This window comes from Ponticoccus litoralis, from assembly GCF_039769985.1.
In the GTDB taxonomy this organism is placed as follows: Bacteria; Pseudomonadota; Alphaproteobacteria; order Rhodobacterales; family Rhodobacteraceae; genus Ponticoccus; species Ponticoccus litoralis.
This window is the reverse complement of the sequence record NZ_JBDNCH010000002.1, coordinates 2,795,264-2,822,180: the sequence shown is the minus strand read 5'-3', so window position 1 is coordinate 2,822,180 and position 26,917 is coordinate 2,795,264. Positions and strand designations below refer to the sequence as shown.

The 26,917-nt window shown below is 68.2% G+C and carries 21 protein-coding genes, 1 other RNA gene and 8 pseudogenes; 13 read left to right on the top strand and 17 right to left on the bottom strand.

What is annotated here, in order from left to right; genetic code table 11:
• Window positions 1–136: 136 nt before the first annotated feature.
• Window positions 137–1,519 carry an aspartate aminotransferase family protein gene (locus tag ABFB10_RS15075; protein ID WP_347167118.1) on the top strand — a complete coding sequence of 461 codons (1,383 nt, stop codon included), beginning with the start codon at window positions 137–139 and terminating at the stop codon, window positions 1,517–1,519.
• 562 nt (window positions 1,520–2,081) lie between these two features.
• Here the strand turns inward: ABFB10_RS15075 and nqrF are convergent.
• The 6 genes and pseudogenes from nqrF to ABFB10_RS15045 all read right to left on the bottom strand — a co-directional run.
• A pseudogene (gene nqrF / locus ABFB10_RS15070) lies at window positions 2,082–3,302 on the bottom strand (NADH:ubiquinone reductase (Na(+)-transporting) subunit F); the annotation flags it as partial.
• 11 nt (window positions 3,303–3,313) lie between these two features.
• The gene (gene nqrE / locus ABFB10_RS15065; protein ID WP_206563306.1) at window positions 3,314–3,922 is read right to left on the bottom strand and encodes an NADH:ubiquinone reductase (Na(+)-transporting) subunit E; all 609 of its coding nucleotides are present in this window, start codon (window positions 3,920–3,922) and stop codon (window positions 3,314–3,316) included.
• Window positions 3,922–4,575 carry an NADH:ubiquinone reductase (Na(+)-transporting) subunit D gene (locus ABFB10_RS15060; RefSeq protein ID WP_347167117.1) on the bottom strand — a complete coding sequence of 218 codons (654 nt, stop codon included), beginning with the start codon at window positions 4,573–4,575 and terminating at the stop codon, window positions 3,922–3,924. Before ABFB10_RS15060 ends, nqrE begins: the two co-directional genes overlap by 1 nt.
• On the bottom strand, window positions 4,575–5,381 hold the full coding sequence (locus ABFB10_RS15055) for a Na(+)-translocating NADH-quinone reductase subunit C (protein ID WP_347167116.1): 807 nt from the start codon (window positions 5,379–5,381) through the stop codon (window positions 4,575–4,577). The genes ABFB10_RS15060 and ABFB10_RS15055 overlap by 1 nt, the downstream gene beginning before the upstream one ends.
• The gene (locus ABFB10_RS15050; RefSeq protein WP_206563303.1) at window positions 5,374–6,573 is read right to left on the bottom strand and encodes an NADH:ubiquinone reductase (Na(+)-transporting) subunit B; all 1,200 of its coding nucleotides are present in this window, start codon (window positions 6,571–6,573) and stop codon (window positions 5,374–5,376) included. Before ABFB10_RS15050 ends, ABFB10_RS15055 begins: the two co-directional genes overlap by 8 nt.
• 3 nt (window positions 6,574–6,576) lie before the next feature.
• Window positions 6,577–7,879, bottom strand: a pseudogene (locus ABFB10_RS15045) (Na(+)-translocating NADH-quinone reductase subunit A).
• A gap of 210 nt (window positions 7,880–8,089) precedes the next feature.
• Here ABFB10_RS15045 and ABFB10_RS15040 point away from each other — a divergent pair.
• Window positions 8,090–9,118, top strand: a complete 1,029-nt coding sequence (locus tag ABFB10_RS15040; protein WP_347167115.1) for an FAD:protein FMN transferase — start codon at window positions 8,090–8,092, stop codon at window positions 9,116–9,118.
• A gap of 16 nt (window positions 9,119–9,134) precedes the next feature.
• Window positions 9,135–9,374 (top strand): (Na+)-NQR maturation NqrM, encoded by a 240-nt coding sequence (gene nqrM, locus ABFB10_RS15035; RefSeq protein ID WP_347167114.1) that lies wholly within the window; start codon window positions 9,135–9,137, stop codon window positions 9,372–9,374.
• Between the two features lie 239 nt (window positions 9,375–9,613).
• On the opposite strand, the gene ABFB10_RS15030 is transcribed toward nqrM, so the two are convergent.
• Complete coding sequence (locus tag ABFB10_RS15030) at window positions 9,614–9,799, bottom strand: hypothetical protein (protein WP_418591546.1); 186 nt, start codon at window positions 9,797–9,799, stop codon at window positions 9,614–9,616.
• A gap of 79 nt (window positions 9,800–9,878) precedes the next feature.
• Here ABFB10_RS15030 and ABFB10_RS15025 point away from each other — a divergent pair, with 79 nt between their 5' ends.
• The 8 genes and pseudogenes from ABFB10_RS15025 (at window position 9,879) to ABFB10_RS14990 (ending at window position 15,832) form a co-directional block, all read left to right on the top strand.
• Window positions 9,879–10,400: a CBS domain-containing protein gene (locus tag ABFB10_RS15025; RefSeq protein WP_347167112.1), complete on the top strand. Its 522-nt coding sequence runs from the start codon at window positions 9,879–9,881 to the stop codon at window positions 10,398–10,400.
• Window positions 10,401–10,528: 128 nt separating this feature from the next.
• A pseudogene (locus ABFB10_RS15020) lies at window positions 10,529–11,467 on the top strand (pirin family protein).
• Between the two features lie 626 nt (window positions 11,468–12,093).
• Window positions 12,094–12,790 (top strand): annotated as a pseudogene (rpe, locus tag ABFB10_RS15015) (ribulose-phosphate 3-epimerase).
• A 156-nt stretch (window positions 12,791–12,946) separates the two neighbouring features.
• Window positions 12,947–13,498: a thioredoxin family protein gene (locus tag ABFB10_RS15010; protein ID WP_347167111.1), complete on the top strand. Its 552-nt coding sequence runs from the start codon at window positions 12,947–12,949 to the stop codon at window positions 13,496–13,498.
• On the top strand, window positions 13,495–14,157 hold the full coding sequence (gph, locus tag ABFB10_RS15005; RefSeq protein ID WP_347167110.1) for a phosphoglycolate phosphatase: 663 nt from the start codon (window positions 13,495–13,497) through the stop codon (window positions 14,155–14,157). Before ABFB10_RS15010 ends, gph begins: the two co-directional genes overlap by 4 nt.
• Before the next feature lie 250 nt (window positions 14,158–14,407).
• A complete protein-coding gene (locus ABFB10_RS15000) occupies window positions 14,408–14,722 on the top strand; it encodes an antifreeze protein (protein ID WP_347167109.1) in 315 nt (104 codons plus the stop codon).
• A gap of 59 nt (window positions 14,723–14,781) precedes the next feature.
• Complete coding sequence (locus tag ABFB10_RS14995; protein WP_347167108.1) at window positions 14,782–15,198, top strand: SRPBCC domain-containing protein; 417 nt, start codon at window positions 14,782–14,784, stop codon at window positions 15,196–15,198.
• A gap of 172 nt (window positions 15,199–15,370) precedes the next feature.
• Window positions 15,371–15,832: a cupin domain-containing protein gene (locus tag ABFB10_RS14990; RefSeq protein WP_347167107.1), complete on the top strand. Its 462-nt coding sequence runs from the start codon at window positions 15,371–15,373 to the stop codon at window positions 15,830–15,832.
• 90 nt (window positions 15,833–15,922) lie between these two features.
• On the opposite strand, the gene rpmG is transcribed toward ABFB10_RS14990, so the two are convergent.
• A complete protein-coding gene (gene rpmG / locus ABFB10_RS14985; protein ID WP_023852153.1) occupies window positions 15,923–16,090 on the bottom strand; it encodes a 50S ribosomal protein L33 in 168 nt (55 codons plus the stop codon).
• 115 nt (window positions 16,091–16,205) lie between these two features.
• An RNA gene (gene rnpB, locus ABFB10_RS14980) (RNase P RNA component class A) lies at window positions 16,206–16,618 on the bottom strand.
• Window positions 16,619–16,869: 251 nt separating this feature from the next.
• Between rnpB and ABFB10_RS14975 the strand changes: the two genes are divergently transcribed.
• The gene (locus ABFB10_RS14975; protein WP_347167106.1) at window positions 16,870–17,286 is read left to right on the top strand and encodes a DUF6500 family protein; all 417 of its coding nucleotides are present in this window, start codon (window positions 16,870–16,872) and stop codon (window positions 17,284–17,286) included.
• A gap of 191 nt (window positions 17,287–17,477) precedes the next feature.
• Here the strand turns inward: ABFB10_RS14975 and ABFB10_RS14970 are convergent, their stop codons facing one another.
• The 8 genes and pseudogenes from ABFB10_RS14970 to ABFB10_RS14935 form a co-directional block, all read right to left on the bottom strand.
• Entirely contained in the window at window positions 17,478–18,188 is a 711-nt protein-coding gene (locus tag ABFB10_RS14970; protein WP_347167105.1) for an alpha/beta fold hydrolase, read from the bottom strand.
• Window positions 18,189–18,546: 358 nt separating this feature from the next.
• Window positions 18,547–19,143: a class I SAM-dependent methyltransferase gene (locus ABFB10_RS14965; RefSeq protein WP_347167104.1), complete on the bottom strand. Its 597-nt coding sequence runs from the start codon at window positions 19,141–19,143 to the stop codon at window positions 18,547–18,549.
• A 13-nt stretch (window positions 19,144–19,156) separates the two neighbouring features.
• Window positions 19,157–19,766, bottom strand: a pseudogene (locus ABFB10_RS14960) (hypothetical protein).
• A 21-nt stretch (window positions 19,767–19,787) separates the two neighbouring features.
• Window positions 19,788–20,221, bottom strand: a pseudogene (locus ABFB10_RS14955) (VOC family protein).
• Between the two features lie 330 nt (window positions 20,222–20,551).
• Window positions 20,552–21,262, bottom strand: a pseudogene (locus ABFB10_RS24490) (alpha/beta hydrolase); the annotation flags it as partial.
• A gap of 176 nt (window positions 21,263–21,438) precedes the next feature.
• Window positions 21,439–22,180 (bottom strand): annotated as a pseudogene (locus ABFB10_RS24485) (alpha/beta hydrolase).
• A gap of 314 nt (window positions 22,181–22,494) precedes the next feature.
• Complete coding sequence (locus tag ABFB10_RS14940; RefSeq protein WP_347167103.1) at window positions 22,495–23,166, bottom strand: DNA-3-methyladenine glycosylase I; 672 nt, start codon at window positions 23,164–23,166, stop codon at window positions 22,495–22,497.
• 86 nt (window positions 23,167–23,252) lie between these two features.
• Entirely contained in the window at window positions 23,253–24,500 is a 1,248-nt protein-coding gene (locus ABFB10_RS14935) for an MFS transporter (RefSeq protein WP_347167102.1), read from the bottom strand.
• A 234-nt stretch (window positions 24,501–24,734) separates the two neighbouring features.
• Here ABFB10_RS14935 and thrS point away from each other — a divergent pair, with 234 nt between their 5' ends.
• A complete protein-coding gene (gene thrS / locus ABFB10_RS14930) occupies window positions 24,735–26,720 on the top strand; it encodes a threonine--tRNA ligase (RefSeq protein ID WP_347167101.1) in 1,986 nt (661 codons plus the stop codon).
• Window positions 26,721–26,917: the final 197 nt, after the last annotated feature.

The window sequence follows — 26,917 nt, the reverse complement described above, 5'->3', positions numbered from 1 at the left end:
GGCCCTGTGGCAAGGCCTCTGCGGTCCGATGCGCGCCGGGGTCTGCGCACAATCCCTCTGGCCCCCGCCCCTGCCAGGGCGTACCGATAACGTGCCATGCCGCCGCCGCGCGGCCCCTGCCCGAAAGGAGCCCGCCATGACCGAACGCCCGAACTCCCTGCACGCCTCCGACATCGCCCATTCCATGCACCCCTACACCAACATGCGCGCGCATGAGGAAAAGGGGCCGATGATCATCACAAAGGGTGACGGCGTGCGCGTCCACGACGATCAGGGCAAGGAATACATCGAGGCGCTGGCGGGCCTCTGGTCGGTGGCCGTGGGCTTTTCCGAGACGCGGCTGGCGGATGCCGCCTACGAGCAGCTGAAGCGCCTGCCCTATTACCACAGCTTCGCCCACAAGGCGCACGAACCTTCGATCCGGCTGGCCGAGAAGCTGGCCGAGATGGCGCCCGAGGGCATGAACCGCGTGTTCTTCACCAACTCCGGCTCCGAGGCCAACGACACGGTGGTGAAGATGGCCTGGTTCCTGAACAACGGCCTTGGCCGCCCGGAAAAGAAGAAGTTCCTGGCCCGCAACAAGGGCTATCACGGCATCACCATCGCTTCGGGTTCGCTGACCGGACTGCCGGGCAACCACAAGGACTTCGACCTGCCCGCGATCCCGGTGACACATCTGACCTGCCCGCATTACTGGCGCTGGGGCGAGAATGGCGAGAGCGAAGCACAGTTCACCGCGCGCCTGCTGAAGGAACTGGAGGACACCATCGAGCGCGAGGGCCCCGAGACCATCGCCGCCTTCATCGGCGAGCCGGTCATGGGGGCGGGCGGCGTCATGCTTCCGCCCGAGGGCTACTGGCCGGGCGTCGAGGCGATCTGCCGCAAGCACGACATCCTGCTGGTCTCGGACGAGGTCATCAACGGCTTCGGTCGGCTCGGGACCACATGGGGCTGCCAGAAGATGGGCTTCACCCCCGACATTCTTGTGACCTCGAAGCAGCTGACCTCTTCCTACATGCCGTTGGCCGCGATCATCGTGAACGACCGCGTCTATGACGCCATCGCCGACAACACCGCTAAGCTCGGCACCTTCGGGCATGGCTTCACCGGTTCGGGCCACCCGGTCGCCTGCGCGGTGGGGCTGGAGAACCTCGCCATCATCGAGGAACGCGACCTGATGGGCAACGCCGCGCGGCTGGAAGAGGTCTTCCAGAGCGGGCTGCGCAGCTTCGCCGATCACCCGCTGGTGGGCGAGGTGCGCGGCACCGGCCTGATTGCCGGGCTGGAACTGGCGAAGAACCGCGAGACGAAGGAAAGCTTCGCGCCCGCCGGCAGCATGGCGCCGCGCGTGGTGGCCGCCTGCGCCGACGAAGGCCTGATCGTCCGTGCGGTCTACGAGACCGTGGCGCTTTGCCCGCCGCTGATCGTGACCGAAGCGGACGTCGCCGAGATCCACGCCCGGCTGGGGCGCGCGCTCGACAGGGTGCTGGCGGAGGTGAAGGCCGAGGGGCTGCTCTAGCCAGAGTCTTCGACGAAGACTCTGGCGGACGAGAAGTCTTCGTCGAAGACTTCTCGGACCGCGCAAACGAAGAGACCCCGCGCCGGATGGCGCGGGGTCTTTTTGGTTTGAGGCCTTGGAGACCGGGCCTGCTCAGCGGTGCGTGCTGACCTTTCCCGCGGAAAGGCAGCCTTTCCCTTGGGACTTCGAGCTGGCAGGCCTCCCGGGGCTCCGCCCGTTCGGCGCTTGGACAGTCCCCCGGACTGTCCATCCGGGCCCGGGGGCCCGGAACCGCTGGGGCTTCGCCCGTTCGGCGCTCGGACAGTCCCCCGGACTGTCCATCCGGGCCCGGAGGCCCGGAACCGCTGGGGCTTCGCCCGTTCGGCGCTTGGACAGCCCCCCGGACTGTCCATCCGGGCCCGAGGGCCCGGAACCGCTGGGGCTTCGCCCGTTCGGCGCTCGGACAGTCCCCCGGACTGTCCATCCGGGCCCGGAGGCCCGGAACCGCTGGGGCTTCGCCCGTTCGGCGCTTGGACAGCCCCCGGACTGTCCATCCGGGCCCGGGGGCCCGGAACCGCGCCTCACCCCCAAAGTCGTCCAGCATGATGTCTTCGCGGTCGACGCCAAGTTCGAGCAGCATGTTGATCACCGACTGGTTCATGATCGGCGGACCACACATGTAGTACTCGCAATCCTCCGGTGCCGGGTGGTTCTTGAGGTATTCCTCATAGAGCACGTTGTGGATGAAGCCCGTGTAGCCGCCCCAGTCGTCCTCGGGCAGCGCATCGGACAGCGCCACGTGCCAGGTGAAGTTCGGGAATTCCTCGGCCAGCTGGTCGAAGTCCTCGACGAAGAACATCTCGCGCTTGGACCGGGCGCCGTACCAGAAGGTGATCTTGCGGTCGCGGTTCTCCAGCCGCTTGAGCTGGTCGAAGATATGCGAGCGCATGGGGGCCATGCCCGCGCCGCCGCCGATGAAGACCATCTCCTTGTTGGTGTCGCGGGCGAAGAACTCGCCGAACGGACCCGAGATCGTCACCTTGTCGCCCGGCTTCAGGTTGAAGATGTAGGACGACATCTTGCCCGGCGGGATGCCCTGCGTGCCCGGCGGCGGAGAGGCCACGCGCACGTTCAGCATGATCAGCCCCTTCTCGTCGGGGTAGTTCGCCATGGAATAGGCCCGCTCGATCGGCTCATCCACGGTGGACTCGTACTGCCACAAGTTGAACTTGTCCCAATCCGGGCGGTACTCCTCCTCGATGTCGAAGTCCTTGTAGCTGACGTGATGCGCGGGCGCCTCGATCTGGATGTAGCCACCGGCGCGGAAGTTCACGTCCTCGCCCTCGGGCAGTTCCAGCACGAGGTTCTTGATGAAGGTCGCGACGTTCTCGTTGGAGCGCACGGTGCACTCCCACTTCTTGACGCCGAAGACCTCTTCGGGAACCTCGATCTTCATGTCCTGCTTGACCGCGACCTGACAGGACAGTCGGTCGCCGCAAGAGGCTTCGCGCTTGGTGATGTGGCTTTCCTCGGTCGGCAGGATCGACCCGCCGCCCTCGTGGATGCGCACCCGGCACTGCGCGCAGGTGCCGCCGCCGCCGCAGGCGGAGGGCACGAAGAGCTTTGCCTCGGCCAGCGTCTGCAACAGCTTGCCGCCGGCGGGGACCGAAATGGTCTTCTCGCCGTTGATCTCGATGTTGACGTTGCCCGTCGAGACGAGCTTCGACCGCGCGGCAAGGATGACCGTCACAAGCACAAGCACGATCACGGTGAAAAGGGCGATGCCCAGTCCGAAGGTTTCCATGATCGGCCCCCTTACAGTTTCACGCCGGAGAAGGACATGAAGGCCAGCGCCATCAGTCCCGCCGAGATGAAGGTGATCCCCAGCCCCTGAAGGCCCTCGGGAATGTCGGAGTACTTCAGCTTCTCGCGCACACCGGCCATGGCGGTGATCGCCAGCGCCCAGCCGAAGCCGGAAGAGACGCCATAGGTCGCGGCCTCTGCGAAGTCGTAGGAGCGTTCCACCATGAACAGCGACCCGCCGAGGATGGCGCAGTTCACCGTGATCAGCGGCAGGAAGACACCCAGCGCGTTGTAGAGCGGCGGGAAGTACTTATCGAGAACCATCTCGAGGATCTGCACCAGCGCGGCGATCACCCCGATATAGGAGATCAGGCCGAGGAAGGTCAGGTCGACCTCGCCGAACCCGGCCCATGCCAGCGCGCCGGGCGCCAGCAGGTAGTTCAGGATCAGGTTGTTGGCGGGCACGGTGATCGCCTGCACCACCATGACCGAGATGCCCAGACCGATGGCGGTCGAGATCTTCTTGGACACGGCGATGAAGGTACACATGCCCAGGAAGAAGGACAGCGCGAGGTTCTCGACGAAGATCGCCTTGACGGCGAGTGAGATCAGGCCTTCCATCAGTGGCCCTCCACGGTCTGGATCTTGTATTCACGTTCTTCGACCTGGCTGGGCTTCCAGCTGCGGATTGCCCAGATCAGCAGGCCGATGATGAAGAAGGCCGAGGGCGGCAGCAGCAGCATGCCGTTCGGGACATACCAGCCGCCGTTGTTCACGGTCTCGAAGATGGTGATGCCGAACAGCGAGCCCGAGCCGAAGAGCTCGCGGATGAAACCGACGGTCATCAGGATCAGCCCGTAGCCCAGCCCGTTGCCGACCCCGTCGATGAAGCTGTCGAGCGGCGGGTTCTTCATGGCAAAGGCCTCGGCCCGGCCCATGACGATGCAGTTGGTGATGATCAGGCCGACGAAGACCGACAGGGTCTTCGAGATCTCGTAGGCATAGGCCTTCAGCACCTGGTCCACCAGGATCACGAGGCTGGCGATGATGACCATCTGCACGATGATCCGGATCGAGCCGGGGATCTGGTTGCGGATCATCGAGATGAACATCGACGAAAAGGCGGTCACGAAGGTCACGGCCAGCGCCATGACAAAGGACACCTGCAACGAAGAGGTCACCGCGAGCGCCGAACAGATGCCCAGCACCTGCAGCGTGATCGGGTTGTTGTCGACCAGAGGATCGACCAGTTGGGAACGGCGTGTCTGGGCCATCAGATCTCTCCTGCCTTGAGGCGTTCGAGGAAGGGGGCATAGCCCGCCTCACCCATCCAGAAGCGCACGAGGCTATCCACCCCGGCGGATGTCAGCGTCGCGCCGGCCAGCGCGTCGACGTGGAATTCGGGCCCGGCGGGCGGCACGGTCTTGGCGACGGTGATCTCCAGATCGCCCTCGTCGTCGCGCAGCTTCTTGCCGTTCCACAGCGCCTTCCAGCGCGGGTTGTCGACCTCGGCGCCCAGACCCGGCGTCTCGCCGTGCTGGTAGAACTGCAGGCCGAAGATGTCGTTGCCGTTCTCTTCCAGCGCGATGAAGCCGTAGAGCGTCGACCACAGGCCATAGCCCTCGACCGGCAGGATCACCTTGTCGATCTCGCCCGCGTCGTCGCGCAGGAGGTAGATCATGCGATAGGCCTGCATCTGGCCGCCCAGCCCTGCCGGATCCTCGTCCAGCGCCCGCACGATGGCGGGATCCTTGGCGGTGGCCAGTTGGTCGAACTCTTCGATCTCCCACTGGTCGGTGAACTCGCCGATGGACAGGTCCAGCACGTGGGGTTCGAAGGCGGCGAAAGCCTCCTGCACGTTGTCGCCGGGCTGGTAGACGCCCGCAACCTCAAGCACGTTGATCTGCTTGTCGCGCTGCTTGTTCACCTCTTGCACCGGGCGCAGGGCCACGGCGGCGGCGGAAACCACCATCGAGGCCACCAGGCACAGCGCCACCGCCACGGTCACGGTCTTGGCGACGGAATCCGGCGGCGCATCCAGGAAGCGGCGGATCGGTCCCTTGTTCTGATCGTCAGGCATGTTGCTTTGCCCTCCGCTTGATATTGGCCTGCACCACGAAATAGTCGATCAGCGGCGCAAAGACGTTGCCGAAGAGGATCGCCAGCATCATGCCTTCCGGGAAGGCCGGGTTGATGACGCGGATCATGACGACCATGAAGCCGATCAGCGCGCCGTAGATGTAGCGACCCATGTTGGTATGCGAGGCGGAAACCGGTTCCGTCACCATGAAGGCGAGACCGAAGGCATAGCCGCCCACCACGAGGTGCCAGTACCAGGGCATCGCGAACATCGGGTTGGTGTCCGACCCGATCACGTTCAGCAGCGTCGAGAAGGCGATCATGCCCGCAAGGCAGCCGACCACCAGCCGCCAGTTGGCGATCTTCACCACCAGCAGGAAGGCCAGACCGATCAGCGCCATCAGCGTCGAGGTCTCGCCAAAGCTGCCCTGGATCGTGCCGATAAAGGCATCCATCCAGGTGATGCCGCGCTCGGGCAGGGCCGCCACGCCGTCGCTGGCCCCGATGGACAGCGCGGTCGCACCGGAAAAGCCGTCGACCGGCGTCCAGATCGTGTCACCGGACATCTGCGCCGGATAGGCGAAATACAGGAACGCACGCCCCACCAGCGCCGGGTTGAGGAAGTTCTTGCCGGTGCCGCCGAAGACTTCCTTGCCGATGACGACCCCGAAGATGATCCCCAGCGCCACCTGCCACAGCGGCGCAGAGGCCGGCATGATCAGCGTGTAGAGCATCGAGGTCACAAGGAAGCCCTCGTTCACCTCGTGCCCGCGCACGACAGAGAAGATCACCTCGAAGATGCCGCCCGCGACCAGCGTCACGATGTAGATCGGCAGGAAATACAGCAGCCCGTGCAGGATATTGGCCAGAGGGTTGCTGTAGTCGAAGCCGATCCCCAGCGCCTCGATGATCGCCGCGCGCCAGCCAGAGGCGCCGTATTCGGCAATTGCCATGTTGGTCTGAAGCCCGACGTTGTACATCCCGAAGAGGATGCAGGGCACCGTCGCCAGAACCACGTAGGTCATGATCCGCTTCATGTCGATGTAGGACCGCGCATGAGGCGCCACGGTCGTCACCGTCTTGGGCGTGTAGATGAAGGATTCCACCATCTCGTAGATCGGGAAGTACTTCTCGTACCTGCCGCCCTTGGTGAAATTCGGCTCTATCTTGTCGAAGAATGAACGCAGCCCCAAGGCCTAGCCCTCCTTTTCGATCTTGGTCAGGCTGTCGCGCAGCGCGATGCCATACTCGTATTTGGCGGGGCAGGCAAAGCCGCAGAGCGCCACGTCTTCCTCGTCCAGCTCCAGCGCCCCCAGCGCCTGCGCCGTGTCGGTGTCCATCACCAGCAACGCCCGCAGCAGCTGCGTCGGCAGGTAGTCCTGCGGCATCAGCCTTTCGAAGGTGCCGATCGGCACCATGGCCCGGCGTCCGCCGTTCAGGTTCGAGGTCAGCGCGTAAAGCTTCTTCGCGAAGGCAGAGCCCAGCACCGGCTGCACCGCGTATTTGCCGGGCATCGGACGGATCCAGCCCAGCGGGATCTGCTCGCGGTCTTCCTCGATCAGCGTGATCTGCCGTGCGTAGCGGCCAAGGAAGGCGGTCTCGCCCGCCCCCATCCGCCCCGACAGGATCGAGCCGGAAATCACCCGCACCGGCTTCTTGCTGTCCAGGTCCTCGGCGCAAAGCTCCAGCATCGAGGCGCCCGCAACCGTGCGCACCAGGCGCGGGTGCCGTGCCATGGGTCCGCAGATCGCCACCACGCGGGTCGGGTCAAGCCGCCCGGTCGCCAGCAGTTTGCCGATGGCGATCACGTCCTGGTAGCCGATGGTCCAGACCACCTTGCTGGCGCTCGGCGGCTCCAGGAAATGCATATGAGTCCCGGCCAGCCCGGCCGGATGCGGCCCGGAGAACCCCGCTACGTGGATGCCCGCGATAGTGTCGCCGGGCAGCGAGGCATCGGCGGCCTGGCACAGGTAGGTATTGCCCTCGCTCAGGCCCATGATCGCCTCGAGCCCGTGCACGAAGGCCTTCTCCTCGGCGGCGATGATCGGCGCGGGATCAGCGGCCAGCGGCTCGGTGTCCATGGCGGTGACATAGATCGCCGCCGGGCGGGTCATCGGGTCGGGCACCTTGGAATAGGGCCGCGTGCGGAACGACGTCCACAGACCAGAGGCACAAAGCCGCTCGACCAGCCCCTCGACGGTGGTCACATCGCCGACGGCGGAAAAGTCCAGGGGCTCCGCCGCGCTGTCGTCCACCGCGATCTCGACCGAGACCAGCTTGCGCCGCGCGCCCCGGTTGATTGCCTTGATCTCGTCCCGTAACCGGCGCGGTGACCTGAACATCGGGGGTGTCCTTATGGGCGAAGATCGGCGCACCCGCGCCCACCACGTCGCCTTCCTGCACCGCAAGGCGCGGTTTCAGCCCGATGTAGTCATCGCCCAGAACGGCCACCGTCGTCACCGGCGGCGCATCCTGAATGCCGCCCTCCGGCGCGCCCATGACCGGAACGTCTAGACCTTTGCTAAGATCAAATCGCTGCACGTCGTCAGTCCTGTCGTTGATTTTGGCGTCTTATGCGTCGGTCGCCCGACTTTTGAAAGGTCTGCGACAATAAAAATCAGGGTCGGACATTGAATTGCGTCGAAAAACCGCGCAGAAGCCCGTCAACGCATCAAGACCTCAGATCAACTCCCCTTGGAGGCCAGAACCGTGTCCGATCTTTTCAAGCTCTCTCGCCGCAGCTTCCTCGTCATGCCGCTTGCCCTTGCCGCCTGCAAGGACGGCTGGAATGTGCTGGAGCTCGCCGGGCGGACGATGGGCACTTCCTATTCCATCGTCGCCGTCGACCACTCGAACAAGGTCGACAAGGCAGAGCTTCAGGCCGCCGTCGACAAGCGCCTTGGCCGCGTGACCGCACAGATGTCGAACTGGGAAGCATCCTCGGAAATCTCGCGCTTCAACGCGTCGCGCTCGACCGAACCCTTCGCGGTCTCGCCGGAGTTCGCCCGCGTCATGCAGGCGGCGGACGCCGTGCACGCGGGCTCTGACGGGCGTTTCGACGTCACCGTGGGCCCGCTGATCGACGCCTGGGGCTTCGGCGCCAAGGGCGCGGCCCATCGCCCCGACGACGCCACCCTCGCCGCCGCGATGGAGGCCTCGGGCCAGTCCCGCATGATCGAGGTTCAGGACCGCGCCCTGCGCAAGCTGGACCCGCGCGCCGAGATCTACGTGTCAGCCATCGGCAAGGGCTTCGGCGTCGACGAAGTGGCCCGCGCCGTGCGCGACTTCGGCATCTCCGACTTCATGGTGGAAATCGGCGGCGACCTCTATACCGCCGGTCTGAACCCCGATGGCCAGCCCTGGCAGATCGGCATCGAGCAGCCGCTGGCCCGTGATCGCGGCATCTCCCGCGTGATCGGCCTGTCGGATCTCGGCATGGCCACCTCGGGCGACTACCGCAACTATTTCGAAGAAAACGGCCAGCGCTTCTCGCACATCCTCGACGCCACCACCGGCCGCCCGGTCACCCATCGCACCGCCTCGGTGACGGTCCTGACAGAAGACGCGATGCTGGCCGATGCCTGGGCCACCGCCCTTCTGGCCCTGGGCTCGGAGCGCGGTCTGGAAATCGCACAAGAGCGTGACCTCGCCGTGCTCTTCCTTGATCGCGACGGCGCGGGTGCCGACATGGCTTTCAAAGCCATCCCCAGCCCGCGTTTCGACACGCTGACCGCGTAACCGCGAAAGGCCCCGCATGACCTATATCCTCGCCTTCTGCCTCCTTCTGATCGTCATGCTCGGCATGGCGCTCGGCGTGATGTTCCAGGGCAAGACGATCAAGGGCAGCTGCGGGGGCCTCAACGCGATTTCCGATGCGGACCAATGCCTTGTCTGCAACAAGGACATCGACCCGGACAGCCCGCTGCGCGAACGCCTGGCGGGCTGCCCACGCGCCAGGAAGATGCTCGACCAGATGGAACAGGACGAGGCCTGAGCCCCGCCGCGGGCCCAGCCCTCGTCTTCCCGCGCCCCCCCGATCGCCCCGAGGCGCCCGGCCTCTGAAGGCGCCCAGATCTTCTTCTGTCCGAAAATACCCCGGGGGGAGGCCCGCAAAGGGCCGGGGGGCAGCGCCCCCTTCCCCAGGCTGCCAAAGGCGAAGGCGGCACCGGCAAGAAAGCCCCTGCGCAGCCGGAAAGCCCCTCCGAACCGACCGGTTCAGGCCAGGGCGAAGGGTCAGGACGCCGGCGCGACCATGGGCACGAATCCCAGCGTCAAAAGCGCCGCCGCCGCCACCATCCCGTAAAGCCACAGCTTCCACCGCGCGCCCCCGGCCTTCCAGGTCCGGCGATACTGGTAGCCGGCAAGGCAGCCCGCGACAAAGATCAGCGTGGCGGTGACGGGGGTCAGGACAGGGGTCAAAAGCAACTCTTCTCAAGGTGGTGCGTTTGGACGTAGGCTGATGACACGGCCCCCAAGGACATTCAAGAGGGTCCCCTTCATGCCCGCATCCTACCAGCCCCACACGCGCGGTGACGACACGGTCGAACGCACCTCCAGCCAGTCCCTGGACAGCAACATGGCCCCCTCCAAGGCCAGCGTGCAGGATGTGCTGAAGGCAAAGGGCTCCGAGACCTTCACCATCCGCCCGCAGGAAACCCTGCACGAGGCGGTTGTCCACCTGCGCGACAAGCGGATCGGCGCGCTTCTGGTGACCGATGCCACCGGCGCGCTGATCGGCATCCTCTCCGAGCGCGACATCGTCCGCAAGCTGGCCGAAACCCCGGGCCAGACCCTGCCCCAGAAGGTCGAAGAGGTGATGACCCACAAGGTCGAGACCTGCACCCCCGACGACCTGCTCGTGACCGTGCTGAAGCGCATGACCGAGGGGCGCTTCCGCCACATGCCGGTGGTCGACGACAGCGGTCTCGCCGGGATGATCACCATCGGCGACGCGGTGAACTTCCGCCTGACGCAGCTGGAACACGAAGCCCTGCAGCTGAAACAGCTGATCGTCGGCTGAACGCACGCTTCGCCACGCGGGCCCGGATTCTGTGCGCAGGCGCACCACTCCTTCGCATTGCGCAGCGCGGCGACGGGCCTACCTTCGGGGCATAGCGGTGCCACCCCGGCGCCCCGGAGGACCCTGACATGAGCTGGAATCCCACCCACGGCGGCACACCCGAAACGCTGATCATCCCGCGCGCCCGCGACATCGGCGGCTTCGAGGTGCGCCGCGCCCTGCCCGCGCCGCAGCGGCAGATGGTCGGCCCCTTCATCTTCTTCGACCAGATGGGTCCTGCCGAGTTCATCACCGAGGGCGGCATCGACGTGCGCCCGCACCCCCATATCGGCCTCGGCACCGTCACCTACCTCTATCAGGGCGAGTTCGAGCACCGCGACAGCCTCGGCACCCACCAGATGATCTATCCCGGAGAGGTCAACTGGATGACAGCCGGGCGCGGCGTCACCCATTCCGAACGCACCTCGGCCAGCACCCGCAGGACCCGCCACAGCCTCTTCGGCGTGCAGACCTGGATCGCCCTGCCCGAGGACCGCGAGGACATGGCCCCGGATTTCGAGCACCACGGACGCGAGGCCCTGCCGGTGATAAGCGACAGTGGCGTCGAGGCCCGGCTGATCCTCGGCAGCGCCTACGGGCAGACCAGCCCGGTGACCATGCAGTCGGAAACCTTCTATCTCGACGTGACGCTGCAACCGGGCAGGCCACGGCCGCTGCCGGACGAGCACGAGGACCGGGGGCTCTATGTCATCCGAGGGCTCGGTGGAGATCGCCGGCGAGACCTATGAGGCCGGTCGCATGATGATCTTCCGCCCCGGCGACCGGATCGGCGTGACGGTAACGGCCCGCAGGGCGCGCGGCTGATGGCGCTCGGCGGGGCGACACTGGGCGAAAGCCGCTACATCTGGTGGAACTTCGTCTCGTCGTCGAAGGACCGGATCGAAGAAGCCAAGGAAGCCTGGAAAGCCGCCGACTGGGAAAACGGCCCCTTCCGCCTGCCCCCGGGCGACGAATCGGAGCATATCCCGATCTCGCCCGAACTCGACCGCACCTTCCGCAGGGGCTGATCCCGCACCGGTCAGCCCGGTCCCGCCGCCGCGCCGCAGGACAATGGCGCGGCGGCAGTCCGACGGACCTTGCGGTGGCTCCCCGGGATACCGGTCGTTGCCGAGGGGCTAACGCGGCGGCACCGGTCGTGGCCGAGGGGGCCACCCTCGCGACACCGCAGGTCATCCCCCACGTCACCATCAGACCAAACGGCAGGATGCCCCGGCAACCGCAACGCCGCCGTCCCGCAGACGCAGAATCTTCCTCGCCACGCCGCGCCCTCGAAGGCGCGCTTCTCTTCCCCCTCCCCGAAGGTTGCCCTTGCTCTCGCAACACGCGATCCTCATGAAGGCACGCCCCTCGATCCAAAGCCGAGCCACACCAAAGCCTGTCCCGCTCTCCCGAAAGACCCGCCTGCAACCGGCAAGCCTGCGTCGACCCCGAAGGACCCTCTCGCCACACGCAAGACCGCTCCCACACCCTGCTTCTTTGGTCCCAAAATACCTCGGGGGGCGTCATCGTCGCGCCATCGGTCCGAAAGACAATGGCGACGGCAGAGCCCCGGTCCCGCCGCCGCCACTGGCGCCCCCGCCCCGCCGCGCGTAGAACGGGCGCAGCCACGCACCGCCCGCAAAGGATTCCGTCCATGAGCTTCGACCGTTCGATCAAGATCGCCCCCTCCATCCTCTCCGCCGATTTCGCCAACTTCGGGCAGGAGATCCGCGCCATCGAGGCGCAGGGCGCCGACTGGGTGCATGTGGACGTGATGGACGGCCACTTCGTGCCCAACCTCACATTCGGTCCGCCCGCGGTGAAGGCCTTTCGTCCGCATGTGAAGACGGTGATGGACGTCCACCTGATGATCGCCCCGGTCGATCCCTACATCGAGGCCTATGCCGAGGCGGGCGCCGACTTCCTCACCGCCCATGTCGAGGCCGGGCCGCACATCCACCGCACGCTTCAGGCAACCCGCGCCGCGGGCATGAAGGCCGGTGTCGCGCTGAACCCCGGCACGCCCGCCGAGGCCGCCCTGCCGCTGCTGGACCTTGCCGACATGGTGCTGGTGATGACCGTGAACCCCGGTTTCGGCGGACAGAAGTTCCTCGACATGACCGCCAAGATCCGCACCATCCGCGCTGCCATCGGCGACCGCCCGATCCATATCCGAGGTCGACGGCGGCATCGACCCGGTGACCGCACCGCTGGTGGCAGAGGCCGGGGCGGATTCCCTTGTCGCCGGGTCCGCGGTCTTCCGCGGCGGCTCGGTCGACACCCCGGGCGTCTACGGGGAGAACATCGCCGCCATCCGCGCCGCCGCCACGGCAGGCCAGAAGACCGCCTGACCGGGCGCGCCCCTGCCCCCTACCCGCCGCTCCGGCCCCTGACCGCCGGGAACCGGCGGCAAGACGGCGCCGCATCCCCTGCCCGGGCTTCGGCCCGGACCGCGCAACAGCCCGGGGTCTGCCACCGGCCCCACCACCCGCACAGAAGGAGCCCCCATGGCCGTCTCTCCTCCGCTCTGCGACTTCGGCTGGCAGGCACCGGATTTCTCGCTGCCCGCCACCGACGGCCAGACCTATGCGCTGTCCGACATCCGGGGCGACCGCGGCACGCTGATCCTCTTCATCTGCAACCATTGCCCCTATGTCCTTGCGGTTCTGGACCGCATCATCCGCGACGCGCGCGACCTGCGGGCGCTCGGTATCGGCGTGGCGGCGATCTGCTCGAACGACGCGACCAGCCACCCCGCCGACGACTTCCCGGCAATGCAGGAGATGGCGCAGGCCCGCGCCTTCCCCTTTCCCTACCTGCACGACCAGACCCAGTCCGTCGCCCGCGCCTATGGCGCCGCCTGCACGCCGGATTTCTTCGGTTTCGACGCCGGGCTGGGCCTGCAATACCGGGGCCGCCTCGACGCCTCGGGGAGGGCCGCCGAAAAGGACGCCCGCCGCGATCTCTACGAGGCCATGAAACAGGTGGCCGAAACCGGCGAAGGCCCGCGCGCGCAGGTGCCCTCGGTGGGATGTTCAATCAAATGGAAAGCCGCATGACAGCCCGTATCGTCTTCGACCTCGACGGAACCCTGATCGACAGCGTCCCCGACCTGCAGGGCATCGCCAACGCGCTGCTTCGGGAACAGGGCTGCGCGCCCATCACGCTGGCTGAGGCGCGCGGTTTCATCGGCAACGGCGTCAAGGTCTTCGTGCAGAAGATGCGCCGCGCCCGCGACATCCCCGACAGCGAACAAGAGCCCCTGCACGCCGCCTTCATGGAACGCTATCGCGGCGCCGTCACCCTGACGCGGCCCTACCCGGGCGTGGTCGATGCGCTGGACGCGCTGGTGGCCCGGGGCCACGCGCTGGGGATCTGCACCAACAAACCGCTGGGGCCGACCCATGCGGTGCTAGACCACCTTGGCCTTGCCCGCTACTTCGACTGCATCTACGGCGGCGACAGCCTGCCCGTGCACAAGCCCGACCCCGCGCCCTTGAAGGCGGCCTTCGCGGCGCTTGGCGGCGGGCCGGGGCTTTATGTCGGCGACAGCGAGGTGGATGCCGATACGGCGGTGAACGCGGATGTGCCCTTCCTGCTGTTCACAGAGGGCTACCGGAAGGGGCCTGTCGCCGCGATGCCGCACCGGCTGGCCTTCGCGGAGTGGACCGCCCTGCCCGGCCTCGTGGCCGACCTGCCGGAACGCTCCGGGGCCTGAGCCCCCGGGCCAGCCCTGCCCGCTCGCAGGGGCGCCTGTGACGGGCCCCGCGCCGACATGCCGCGCCGGTCTTGCAAGCCAGACCTATCCCGCCGCGTCGACCATTTCGCAGCGCCTGACACAGGGGCCGAAATCTTCCAAAGATTTCGGCCCGATTTCTTTCGAAGAAATCGCCGCCGCGCCGGGGAACCGGATCGCCCCGTCGCGGCTTGATCCGGTGACAGCCCAGATCCCGCAACCGGAGCCCCCCATGCTGACCCACCTCTTCAAGACCATGGACCAGAACCAGCGCCTGATGGTGAAGACATGGCAGCTGTGGTTCAGCGCCGCCACGGTGGTGCAGCTGCGCGTGATGCAGATGGCGCTTGGCACCCTGCGCCCCGAAGAGGCCGCCCGCATGGTCTTCGAAAAGCTCGCCGCCTTCGCCAGCGGTGCCGAGCGTGCCATGCGCGCGATGGCGGGCGGCAAGGGCTGTCAGGCGGCCACGCTGGCCGCATTGGCCCCGGTCAGCCGCCGCGCCGGATCGAATGCCCGGCGGTTGACCCGATCCTCGCGCCGTCCGTAACATCCACCGCACCGGCCAGGCCGGTCCCCGGGGCGAAGGCTTGCTTGAAAGGAACGCAGATGACACCGCAAAAGGTCAGGGTAGAGGCCCTTGTCGATGCCTCCATCGACAAGGTCTGGCAGGCGTGGATCACGCCCGAACACATCACCCAGTGGAATTTCGCCTCGGAGGACTGGTGCTGCCCGTCCGCCCTGGTCGAGCCCCGGCAGGGCGGGCGCCATGCCGCGCGGATGGAGGCAAGGGACGGCAGCGTCGGATTCGATTTCGAGGGCACCTACGAGGTCTTCGAGGAAAAGGACCGCGTGGCCCTCAGGATGAGCGACGGGCGGCTGGCCGAAACCACCTTCATCCCCGAGGGCGGCGGCACCCGCGTGGTGACCGAATTCGACGCCGAGACAGAGAACGACATCGCCCTGCAACGCGACGGCTGGCAGGCCATCCTGAACAGCTTCAAGCGCCACGCAGAGCAGGTCTGACCCGGCGCGACACCGCCACCGACGGTGCAAGCAAGACACGTCCCCGCCGCCCTCGGTCCGCGCGGCGGGGAATCCCTGCCCCGCGCGCCACGAGTTCCGCTATAGTGATGGTGGCCGGCTTTCCCGCAACGCGGGCAGGCCGGCGGACAGAACGGTCACGCTTGGGGGAGCCATGCCGAAACATCAGCCAGACAGCGTCCGGCGCGAATCCGGAGACGGGGTGCTTGGCGCCTATGAGGCGCTCTTGTTCAGCGACAGCGGCGGATTGACCCAGTTCGGCGCCCTGGTCGAGACCCTCGCCCCCGGCGCCCGGTCCAGCCACGCGCATTGGCACGAGGACGAGGACGAGATGGTCTACATGCTCGAGGGCAGCGTGATCCTTGTCGAGGGCGAGGACGAGGTGCCGCTGGACGCCGGGGAGGCCGCGACCTTTCCCGCCGGTCAGGCGCTGGGGCACCGGCTGGAGAATCGCAGCGACAGCCCGGCACGCTATCTTGTCATCGGAACCCGCGCCCCGCGCGACCGGGTGCATTACCCCGGCGAGGACCGGGTCCTGCATGTGGAGCGCTGCGGCGGCGGCGCGCGGCGCTGGACGACAGAGGCCGGCGCTCCGGCAGAGCCGCTGCCCAGGTAGGCCCGACCCGCGGGCCCTGTCCTGAAACGACAAAAGCCGCTCCCCGTCGGGTCGCGGCTTTGGCGGTGTCCAAAATGGACGGGCGCGATCTTACTTGATCTTGCCTTCCTTGTATTCGACGTGCTTGCGCGCAACCGGGTCGAACTTGCGGATCGACATCTTCTCGGTCATCGTGCGTGCGTTTTTCTTGGTCACGTAGAAGTGGCCAGTGCCCGCGGTCGAATTCAGGCGGATCTTGATGGTGGTCGGCTTCGCCATGTCTCGTCTCCTGGAACATGGGGGGCGCCCATGTGAAATCTGTCTCGAAGCCCGCCTTTTAACGGCCCTCGCGACCGAGTCAAGCGCCGCGACCGCCCTGCGGCGCGGTTTTTCGATGCGCGGAAGGCCTGTAAGCCGGATTCTGTTGTTGGACGGGCCGAAACCCGCCCTCAGACGACCATTCCTCTGCGCCGTACATTGCTGCACGGCTCTAGCTGCCAACCCGGCCCCCTCGGGCCAAGGCGGCCCTGTCCGCGAACGCACGCGGGGTCCCTATTTGGCATTGCTCCCGGTGGGGCTTGCCATGCGGGCGCTGTTGCCAGCCCCCCGGTGGGCTCTTACCCCACCGTTTCACCCTGACCCGCCATGGCATCCCTTGGAAACCCTCGGGCATGACGGGCGGTCTGTTTTCTGTGGCGCTTTCCGTCAGGTTGCCCTGCCCGGGCGTTACCCGGCACCGATGCCTTGGCGAGTCCGGACTTTCCTCTCGGGGGCTTGCGCCCCCAAAGCGGCCGTCCGGCCTTCCGCGCGAGGGCAGCGATAGGCAGGCGGCGGGCGCCGGTCAAGCGCATTCGGGCGGTTGGTGTGAATGCCGCCGGGCAAAAGTCTCGGCAGGGGACCCTACCGCCCGGCCCCGGCAGTCCGCACCGGGGCATGGGGCCGGGCGCCCATGGCACCGGCGACCCATGCGGGCCGCGTGCGGGTGGCGAAAGACGGCCCGGCAGGGGCCGGACAAAGCGGCGCGGCCCCGGAACTGTTCGACACCACAGGGCTTGCCCATGTGCGGCGCCGACCGACAGGGATGCCCGAAGACGGCAGCGCCGATGCACAAGCCAAAGCGCAGCGCGGGCAATTTTCTCGGCCTGCCGCAGATCTGCGCTTCGAGGCCAGACCAGCGCTTCGCACGCCTTGCGGCGCGCGCCCGTTCCCTATACGTTCCAATCCGCACGTCAGAGACCAAGAGAAGCGAATTCCCAATGCGCCCATCGCTGAGAACCAAGGCAATCGCGATCTGCAACGACAGGATCGCCCGGAAAGGCGAGACCGTGGGACTTTCGTTCTATGCGTTTTTCGCCAACAAGAACGATGACCCCGAGCTGCTCATGGAAGCCGCCGAATGGTGGATCAGGACCCACGAGTTGGACCACTTCGAGAAGGCGACAAAGATCCGGGAGATGATCCGTTCAGGCGCCTGAGCCGCGGCAGCGCGGCCCTGCCGATACGCCCCCCGCGCAGTCCAGCCCCCTGCTTTCGGCCTTTCCGAGGGTGCCGGTCAAAGCCCCCCCATGACAAACGCGGATGCCCACGGCGGTCCGCCCGCATGGTCACCCCGCAGGGGCGGCAGCGGAAGAAGCCCTACCGGACCGGCACTGCCGTGCGGAGCCGCCTAGCGCAGCAGCAGGGGCATCTTCAGCCAGTCGCGCAGGGCCGCCACAACCGCCTCGGGCTGTTCGAGCGTCGGCAGAAGGCCCGCCCCCTCGATCACCGCCAGCTTCGCCCCCGGGATCAGCTCTGCCATGAAGGCATGGCGCTTCGCCTCGTAGCGGCGGTTCTGTGCGCCGCAGAGCACCAGCACCGGCGCATTGATCCGCCGCAGGGTGCCCTGCTGGTCGCGGCGCCGTTGCAGCGCGCGGGACTGGCGGACATAGGCCTCGGGGCCAAGGCCGCGGGCCATCTCGGCGACAAGCGCCAGCACCTCGGCGCGCTGCGGCCCGGGGGCGAGGTCGGCGGCGGCCACCTCTTCCGCCATGACCTCGGCGAACTTGCCGGCGCGGGCGCGGATGATGCGCGGTTCGATATCGGCGACCTGCTGCGGCGTTGCCGCCAGCGGCGTCGTGTCCATGAGGGCCAGCCGCGCAACCCGGTCCGGGGCGCGGCGGATGACCTCCAGCGCGACCATGCCGCCAAGCCCCGCACCCACGAGGGCGGACCGCTTGGGCAGCACATCCAGCAGCCCCGAGGCCATCTCCTCGATGCGTTCGCCCCCCTGCAGGGGCGCGACCATCACCGCCCGCTCGGGCGAGAAGACGCCGATCTGCGGCGCAAACTGGCGCAAGTCGGCCATCAGCCCCGGCAGGAACACGAGCGGTTCAGGCACGCGCGCCCTCGGCTGCCAATTCGCCCTGCCCTGTCATAGTCTTCACCTAAACCGCCCCGCGCTGCCTGATTGCGCGCGCACCCTATCAAAGCGGTCGGCGGACGAAAGCCAAACCCGCCGGGCATCGGCGGATTTCCCCGCCCCTGCCTTCGGCGCGCGCGGATTTCCGGCAGGAAATCCGGCCCGGAAAATTTGGAATTTTCCGGCCACCCGGTCCCGGCGATCCGCTCCCCCCTGCCGCAGCCCGTCGCCGGGCGACACGGCCCCTTGCCCGGCATCTCGCCCCCCCCCGCAGATGCTGCCCCCGGCGCCGGGACGGGCGCAGCCGCCCCCAAGCCGACCCTCTGCACCCGCCCCCTCAGGCGGCGCTTCGGCGGGCCAGCAGCAGCGAGTGCCCCGCGGTCTCCCTGTCCTCGGGGCTGAACCGTTCCACCGTCACGCCGCCACGGGCAAGGATCGCGCGGTACTCCGCGATGTCCAGCGAGGCGTGATAGACCGTTTCTCCGCCGACCGTGCCCAGGGCCTCTCCCGCGCCGGGGCCGACCGTCAGCAAGAGCCGCCCGCCCGGCGCCAGATGGGCCGCGATGCGCGGCAGGGCGCGGCGCTGCGCCTCTTCGGACAGGTGGAAGAAACTGCCCCAGCCGATGATCGCATCGAAATGCACGGCAAGGGACAGCCCCTCGATGTCGGCCTCGACCGCCTCTGCGCCGGGCAGCCGGGCGCGGAACAGCCGCAGCATCGCCGGCGAGAAATCCACCCCGGTCACGGCGAAGCCCCGCGCCACCAGCCACGCACCGATGGGCGCCCCGGCGCCGCAGCCGAGATCCAGCACCCGGCCACGGGGCGGCACATCCGCGACGCAGGCCCGCAACCACGGCGCCTCGAACAGCGAGCGCCCGCGCTCGCGGTCGTAGCGCAGGGCCTGCCGCTCGTAGACGGCGCGGTTGTCGATCATCGCACGGGCTCCGTCATGGATGGGCGATGCCCCGGAACCGCGGGAAATCCGCGTAGCGCGCCTGCCGCGCCGCGCGGTCCTCGGAGGGCTCTGCCCCGGCCCGCAGCAGCCTACCCCGGGGGGCGATGTAGCTGTCGATCCGCCGCAGCGGGTCGGGCCGCCGAGGCAAGGTTGAAGGCGCAGAGCTTCGGGAAGAACCAGATCTCGGAATAATCGAGGTGATCGTGCAGCCACCACGCCAGATCGCGCCAGTCGCGGCCCCGGGCATAGCGGTCCGCGAACCAGGGCAGCACCACGGAGGCGCCCGCGACCGGGCGGTCGGGCAGGTCCCAGATGTGGCATTCCAGCGGGTAATCGTTGCGCGCGCAGTTCAGGCGGTTGGCATTGCCGAAGGCGTTCAGCCGCGCAGAGCGGTAGCCCGACCGCACGAAGACCCGCCCGAAGGTTTCCTCCAGCGGGTCCAGAAGCTGCGTGGCAAAGGCGCGGCCCCGCTCCAGCGCCCGGTCCGGATCGTCGGGGATATTGGCGATCTCGTGGATATTGCCGATCTCGGAATAGAGGAACTCGCGCATCCAGAAGTGCCGGGACAGACGCTCGCGGCCCAGTGTCTCCAGCGACCACATGGAGCGCGGGCGCCTCATGGCTCAGCCTTCGGCATAGCCGTTCCAGCGGAACGCGCCATCCGGGGCCAGGGTCGAGAAGGGGTTGTGCGCGATCTCCCAGACATGGCCCTCGGGGTCCGAGAAATAGCCGATATGCCCCCCCAGAAGACGTCATGCGCGGGTTTCAGGATCTGCGCGCCCGCCGCTTCGGCGCGGGCCAGAAGCGCGGTGACCTCGGGTTTTTCGCGGACGTTGTAGGCCAGCGTGGCGGCGCCGGTCCCCAGCGTGCCCGGCACCACGCCCATGTCGCGGGCCAGATCCTCCAGCGGGTAGAGGCCCAGGGCCTGCCCGATCAGGTCGAAGACGACGATGCCGTCCGGCGTTTCGACCCGGCGCCAGCCCATGGCCTCGTAAAAGGCCGCCGCCGCCGCGATGTCGCGGCAGCCAAGGGTTATCAGGCTGATCCGTTGTTCCATGTCGCGTCTCCCTTGCCGTGCTGGCGGGTCTGCGTGATGCCCGGCCCGCCCGATGATCATGCCCGCGAACGGCCAGCCACGGAACCCGGTTCCTGACAGGAAGCGGCAGCAAGACACGGCAGCAAGACGCGGGGGGTCCGCGCTGCAGATGCGCGGGCAAGGCGCCGGGGCGCCCCCGTGCATCAATGTCCCCATACCGCGATCCGGGCAGGGGCGGGGACCAGCCCCCCTTGGCCACGGTCGCGGGGCGGTCAATGCACCTTCCGCACGGGGTCGGCAGGGATCACAGGCCGCGCGCCCAGTCCAGCACCTGCGCCGCGACCGGCGCCGTCATGCCCGGGGACAGGATCTCGCCCGCGATGATGTGGCGGGCGGGATCGTCCCCGTCGCCCACCCGGACCTCCTGCACCTCGGCCCCCAGCGCGCCGCCATGGTGCGGCTGATGCGGGGATCGACCACCGTGTCGCCCGGATCGAGGACCGTGAGCACCGGAACCGACAGGCCCCGGACCCGGCGCGACGCCTGCACTGCCCGTGCCATCGGGATCAGCGCCCCCACGGGATAGCGCGTGGTCCATGCCGCCGCATGTCCGGCGTTGCGGGGCACAAAGCCCCGCTCCGGCCCAAGGATCAGCGGCAGAACCCGGCCCATGCCCGGCCAGGTCAGGATCGCCGACCGCCGGTCGCGCAGCCCGAAGTTCGGCGACAGCAGGACCGCCCCGGCCACCTCGGCCGCCTCCGGCGCCCCGGCTACTTCGGCCACCCCCGGCACCTTGTCGCGCGCCAGCGCCAGCGCGATCAGCGTCGCGCCGGTGGAACAGCCCATGACCAGCACCCGGCGCCCGATCCGGCGCCCCACCGCAAGCGCCTCTGTCATGTCGCGCATCCAGTCCTCCAGCGAGGCCTCGGCCATGGCCGCGCCGTCGCGCCCGTGCCCGGCAAGCCGCGTGAAGAAGAGGTTCGCGCCCAGCCCCCCGGCCACGCGGTCCGGCAGCGGGCGCAGCTCTTCGGCCGAGGCAGAGAAACCATGCACGTAGACCACCGCCCAATCGGTGCGCGCCTCCGGCCTGCCGGCCCAAAGCACGCGCTTTTCCGCCCCGGGGCGCAGGTCCACAACCCCCGCCTCGCGCGCCGCCAGCCAGTCCGAAACGCCGCCCGCCGGGATCTCCGGGCCGGGGCCGCCGCCCGGTCGTTCGGACAGGCCCCGCCCGGTGACGGTCACGCCAGAACCTCCTCCAGCGCGGCTTCGATCAGGGCAAGCGTCTCGGGTGTAGAAAAGCGGTGGTCGGCGTGTTTGACCAGCGTCAGGCGGGCATCCGGGCCGTCGATATGATCCAGAAGCCGCAGGGCGGTCTCGCGGCTGACCGCCTCGTCGCAGGTGCCCTGCAACAGGCGGACCGGCCAGGGCATCGGCAGGGGGGCCTGCAGGACAAGGTTGTCGCGGCTCGTCCTCGATCAGGCGGCGCGTCACCACATAGGGGTCCTCATAAGCCGAGGGCATCAGCAGCTGCCCGGTCTCCATGACCTGCTGCCGCTCGTCCTCGGAGAAGCCCGCCCAGAAGCCGTCCTCGGTGAAGTCCGGCGCGGCGGCGATGCCGATGAAGCCCGCGACCTCCGGCAGGCGCCGCGCCAGAAGGCAGCCGATCCAGCCGCCCATGGAAGAGCCGACCAGCACCACCGGCCCCGGCGCCATGGCGCGGATCACCGATTCGGCATCCGCCGCCCAGTCGCCGATGCAGCCCTCTTCGAAGACACCGCCCGAGGCGCCGTGCCCGGCATAATCCAGCCTCAGGAAGGCCTGCCCGCGCGCCCGGGCCCAGCCCTCGAGATGGACCGCCTTGGTGCCCTCCATGTCCGAGCGATAGCCGGACAGGAAGACCACGCAGGGCCCCCGGCCTTCGGTTTTCACACAGGCAAGCCGGTCGCCGCGCGGACCGTCGACATGGCGGAGTTCTGGCATCGGTGGCCTCCTTCTTTGGAACGCCGCCACCATAGCCACCGGACGCGGATTGCCAAGCCGGTCCGCCGGGCCGCAGCCTCCGGCGCAGGCGCCCCCTGCTCTGCGCGCGGCTCGGCTGTTGGCCCCCTGCCCGCTCTGACCGGCGGAAACCGCGCGCCTCGCCTATTGGCCCGCAGGGGCCCGCCGCGCCTGACCCGCCGCGCCTGTCCGGGCGTCTGCAATCCCGACGCGTGGAAGGCTGTTAGAACAGCCTTGTGAAGCCGCGCCGACGCGGCTTCAAAGCGCCGTCGACGGCGCTTCCCCCAGACCGGAAGTCAGGCGTCGATGCTTTGCGCCAGAACCCGGCTGATCACGGTCAGGCTCTGCCCGCTCTCCGCCCGCCACCGGTTGAAGGCGTCCTGAACCGCCGCCCGGGCCTTTCGCGAGGTCGGCGCCTTGTCCACGACCCCTTCTTCCGCCAGCCGCGCCACCACCGAGGCGGAGAGGATATAGCCCTCCTTCCCCATGACCCGCAGCGTATAGGCGCCGGTCGTCCCGCCCAGCCGCGCCCCATCGGCCTTCAGCCGCGCCAGAAGACCCGCGAAATCCTCTGCGGGCCAATCCCCGACCCAGCGCCCGAAAGAGCCATGCGCCGCGGCGATCTCGCGGATGAAGACCGCGTTCTCCTGCACCGCCCGCACCTTCGGCGGCGAGCGGATGATCCGGGTGTCGGCGATCAGCGCATCGAACCAGTCGTCCGACATCATCGAAACGCGGGCCACGTCGAAGCCATGGAAGGCCTCGAGGATGCCGGGCCACTTGCGGTCCACCACCGTCCAGCTGATCCCGGTCTGCAGGATGCCGCGCGCCATCTGCGCCAGCCAGCGCTCGTCCGGGATCGCCGCCAGCGCATCGGCGGAGAGCACCGCCGGCATATCCGCCAGCACCGCCGCGCGCCCGCCCTTGCGCTCTGCCGCAATCTCCAGAATGTCCGCAAATCTCCGCATGCCGCCCCCTGCGCCGACCGAACCCTCGCGCGCAGGAAACACCGGACCGGTACGCGCCGCAAGCCGTGGCGCGCCGGGAAGGGCGTTCAACGCCCTTCCACCTCCGCCAGCCCCAGCGCCAGCACGCCCCCAAGCGCCGACAGCGCCGCGAAGCCCGCCAGCGCCACCACCGGCCCCAGCGCCGCCAGGGCACCCCCGAGAAGCCCCACCAGCAGAAGCAGCACGCCGATCAGCGTGTTGGCCAGCGCCGAGTAGGACGCGCGGCTGTCCTCGGGCGCCATGTCCACAAGGTAGGTCGACCGCCCCTGCCGCACGCCGTGATAGGCCACCATCAGGCCGAACAGCACCATGGGCACGACCCAGAGCCCGCCGGACAGCCCGGCAAGGTCCAGCCCCACCGCCAGCGCCATGAAACCCGCCGCGACGAAGCCCGACAGCGCCAGCACCCAGCGCGACGAGCGGTCGGCCAGCCGCCCCCAGAGGTAGGAACTGACGAAAGAGGCCGCCGCCGAGGCCACCAGCAGCGCCCCCAGCCCCCGAAGCGCGTCCTGCCCGCCGCCCAATAGCACGAAATAGGGCGGCGCCAGCGCCGTCACCGTCAGCGCCCCGCGCGCCGCGATGAAGCGCCGGAACTGGGCGTCCTCGCGCAGCGGCGTCAGGTCGAAGGGCCTGCCCGCCCCCGCCGCTTCGGAGGCCCTTTCCTCCAGCGTCGAAAACAGCGCCGCCGCCGCCAGCCAGAGGCCCGCCGCCAGCGCCACGGCGATCACCACCGGGGCGGTTTCCTGCCCCGGCCCGAAGATCAGCAGCGCCGCGAAGCCCAGCACCGCCAGAGAGGCCGCCGAGCCCGCAACGCCCGTCACCGCGCCGCGCCGCCGCTTCTCGACCGTCTTGCCGAGGATGTCCTTGTAGCTGACCGAACAGAGCGCCCGGCTGACCGCCAGCAGCGCCAGCGCCGCCGCGATGGCTGTGCCCGCCGCCCAGCCCTGCAACAGCAGCGCCGCCAAGGCGATGCAGGCCGCAGCCACCCCCTGCCCCAGCGATCCCGCGACCCAGGCCCATTTGCGGTGCGCCATGGCCTCGACCCGGCCCGCCATCAGGATCTGCGGCAGAAGCGCGCCCGCCTCGCGGATCGGCACGAAAAGCCCGGTGATCGCCGCCGGCACCCCCAGCGAGCCCGCCAGCCAGCTCAGCACCAGCTTGGGGTCGATCAGCCCGTCGGCGATCTTTGTCATCGACAGCGCGGCCATGTGGCGCAGCCCGTTGCGGGCCTCGGCGGCGCGGACCTCTGCCTCGGCGCCGGTGAGGTTCTCGTAAAGGTCGACGGTATCGGTCATGTGTCTTTCTTCGTGGCCTGTTGTTTCCTGTCCGGGACGCGGCGGGCGGGGCCGCATCGTCACCGGGTCATACGGCCCCGGGACGCGCGCGGATCGGTTTCCGGCGGCGCCCATGGCCGCCCCGCCGCCGTTACCCCGTTGACAGCCCGCCCCCCGGGGGTCAAAACGCGCCCACACACAATAACCCGCAACCGGGCGTTCCGTGGGCGCCAAACCGACGAGGAGTTGAGGCCGATGGCCCAGATTTCCCTGACATTCCCAGATGGCTCGAAGCGCGATTTCGACAAGGGCACCACGCCCGCCGCGGTCGCCGAGAGCATCTCCAAGTCGCTCGGCAAGAAGGCGATCTCCGCCACCGTCGACGGCGCGCATTTCGACCTGCAATGGCCGCTGGAGGCCGACGCCTCGATCGCGATCAACACGCTGGCCGAGGACGGCGCGGCGCTGGAGCTTATCCGCCACGACCTCGCGCATATCATGGCGCGCGCCGTGCAGGAGATCTGGCCCGACGTGAAGGTCACCATCGGCCCGGTCATCGAGCACGGCTGGTACTACGACTTCGACCGGGCAGAACCCTTCACCCCCGAAGATCTCGGCGCCATCGAAAAGAAGATGAAAGAGATCATCAACAAGCGCGACCCCGTCCGGACCGAGGTCTGGGCGCGTGACGTGGCGGTGAAGTACTACGAAGAGCGCGGCGAACCCTACAAGGTCGAGCTGATCGAAAGCATCCCCGGCGACGAGCCGCTGCGCATGTACTGGCACGGCGACTGGCAGGATCTCTGCCGGGGTCCGCACCTTCAGCACACCGGGCAGGTGCCCGGCGATGCCTTCAAGCTGATGTCGGTCGCGGGCGCCTACTGGCGCGGCGACAGCAAGCGCCAGATGCTGCAACGGATCTACGGCGTCGCCTTCAAGAACAAGGAAGACCTGCGCAAGCACCTGAACATGCTGGAAGAGGCCGCCAAGCGCGACCACCGCAAGCTGGGCCGCGAGATGGACCTGTTCCACATGCAGGAAGAGGCGCCCGGTCAGGTCTTCTGGCACCCCAACGGCTGGACGATCTACACGCAGCTGCAGGACTACATGCGCCGCAAGCAGCGCGCCGGCGGCTACCGCGAGATCAACACGCCGCAGGTCGTGGACCGCAAGCTGTGGGAGGCCTCGGGCCACTGGGACAAGTACCAGCACCACATGTTCCTCGTCGAGGTGGATGAAAGCCGCGACGGCGAAAACGACGACGCGGATGTGAAGGACAAGGCGCAGACCCGCATCAACGCGCTGAAGCCGATGAACTGCCCCTGCCACGTTCAGGTCTTCAACCAGGGCCTGAAGTCCTACCGCGACCTGCCGCTGCGGCTGGCCGAGTTCGGATCCTGCTCGCGGTTCGAGCCCTCGGGCGCGCTGCACGGGATCATGCGGGTGCGCGGCTTCACGCAGGACGACGCGCATATCTTCTGCACCGAAGCGCAGATCGAGGACGAATGCGCGCGGTTCATCGAGTTCCTCGCCGATATCTATCGCGAGCTTGGCTTCCCGACCTTCGAGATCAAGTTCGCCACGCGCCCTGAAAAGCGCGTCGGCACCGAAGAGTCGTGGGACTACGTCGAGAACGCGCTGGAAGAGGCGATCCGCAAGACGGGCCGCACCTACACGCTGGAACCGGGCGACGGTGCCTTCTACGGGCCGAAGCTGGACTTCTACCTGACCGATGCCATCGGCCGGGTCTGGCAGTGCGGCACCTTCCAGGTCGATCCGAACCTGCCCGAGCGGCTGGGGGCCACCTATATCGCCCCCAACGGCGACAAGACGCGGCCCTTCATGCTGCACCGCGCGACGCTGGGCTCCTTCGAGCGCTTCATCGGCATCCTGATCGAGGAACACGCGGGCAAGCTGCCGTTCTGGCTGGCGCCACGTCAGGTTGTCGTGGCGACGATCACCTCGGAGGCGGACGCCTATGCCGAAGAGATCGTGCAGGCCCTTCAGGCTGCCGGTGTCCGGGCCGAACTGGATATCCGCAACGAGAAGATCAACTACAAGGTCCGCGAGCATTCGGTGGGCAAGGTGCCGGTGATCCTCGCCGTGGGTCACCGCGAGGTCGAAGAGCGCACCGTCTCTGTCCGCCGCCTTGGCGAGAAGCAGACCAGCATGCAGGGTCTAGAGGACTTCCTGCGCGCGGTGGCCGTCGAGGCGACGCCGCCGGACCTGCGCAAGGACTGACGCGGCTCTGATCCGGGTAACCGGATCGGGACCAGCCGAGGCGAATGCCCGGGACACCGAGGCCCGCCAGAACAGAGCCCGCCCCGCATCGCCGCGGGGCGGGCTTTTTCCTGCCCTGCCCCCTGCTGCCGTGCTGCCGTGCTGCCGTGCTGCCGTGCTGCCGTGCTGCCGTGCTGCCGTGCTGCCGTGCTGCCGTG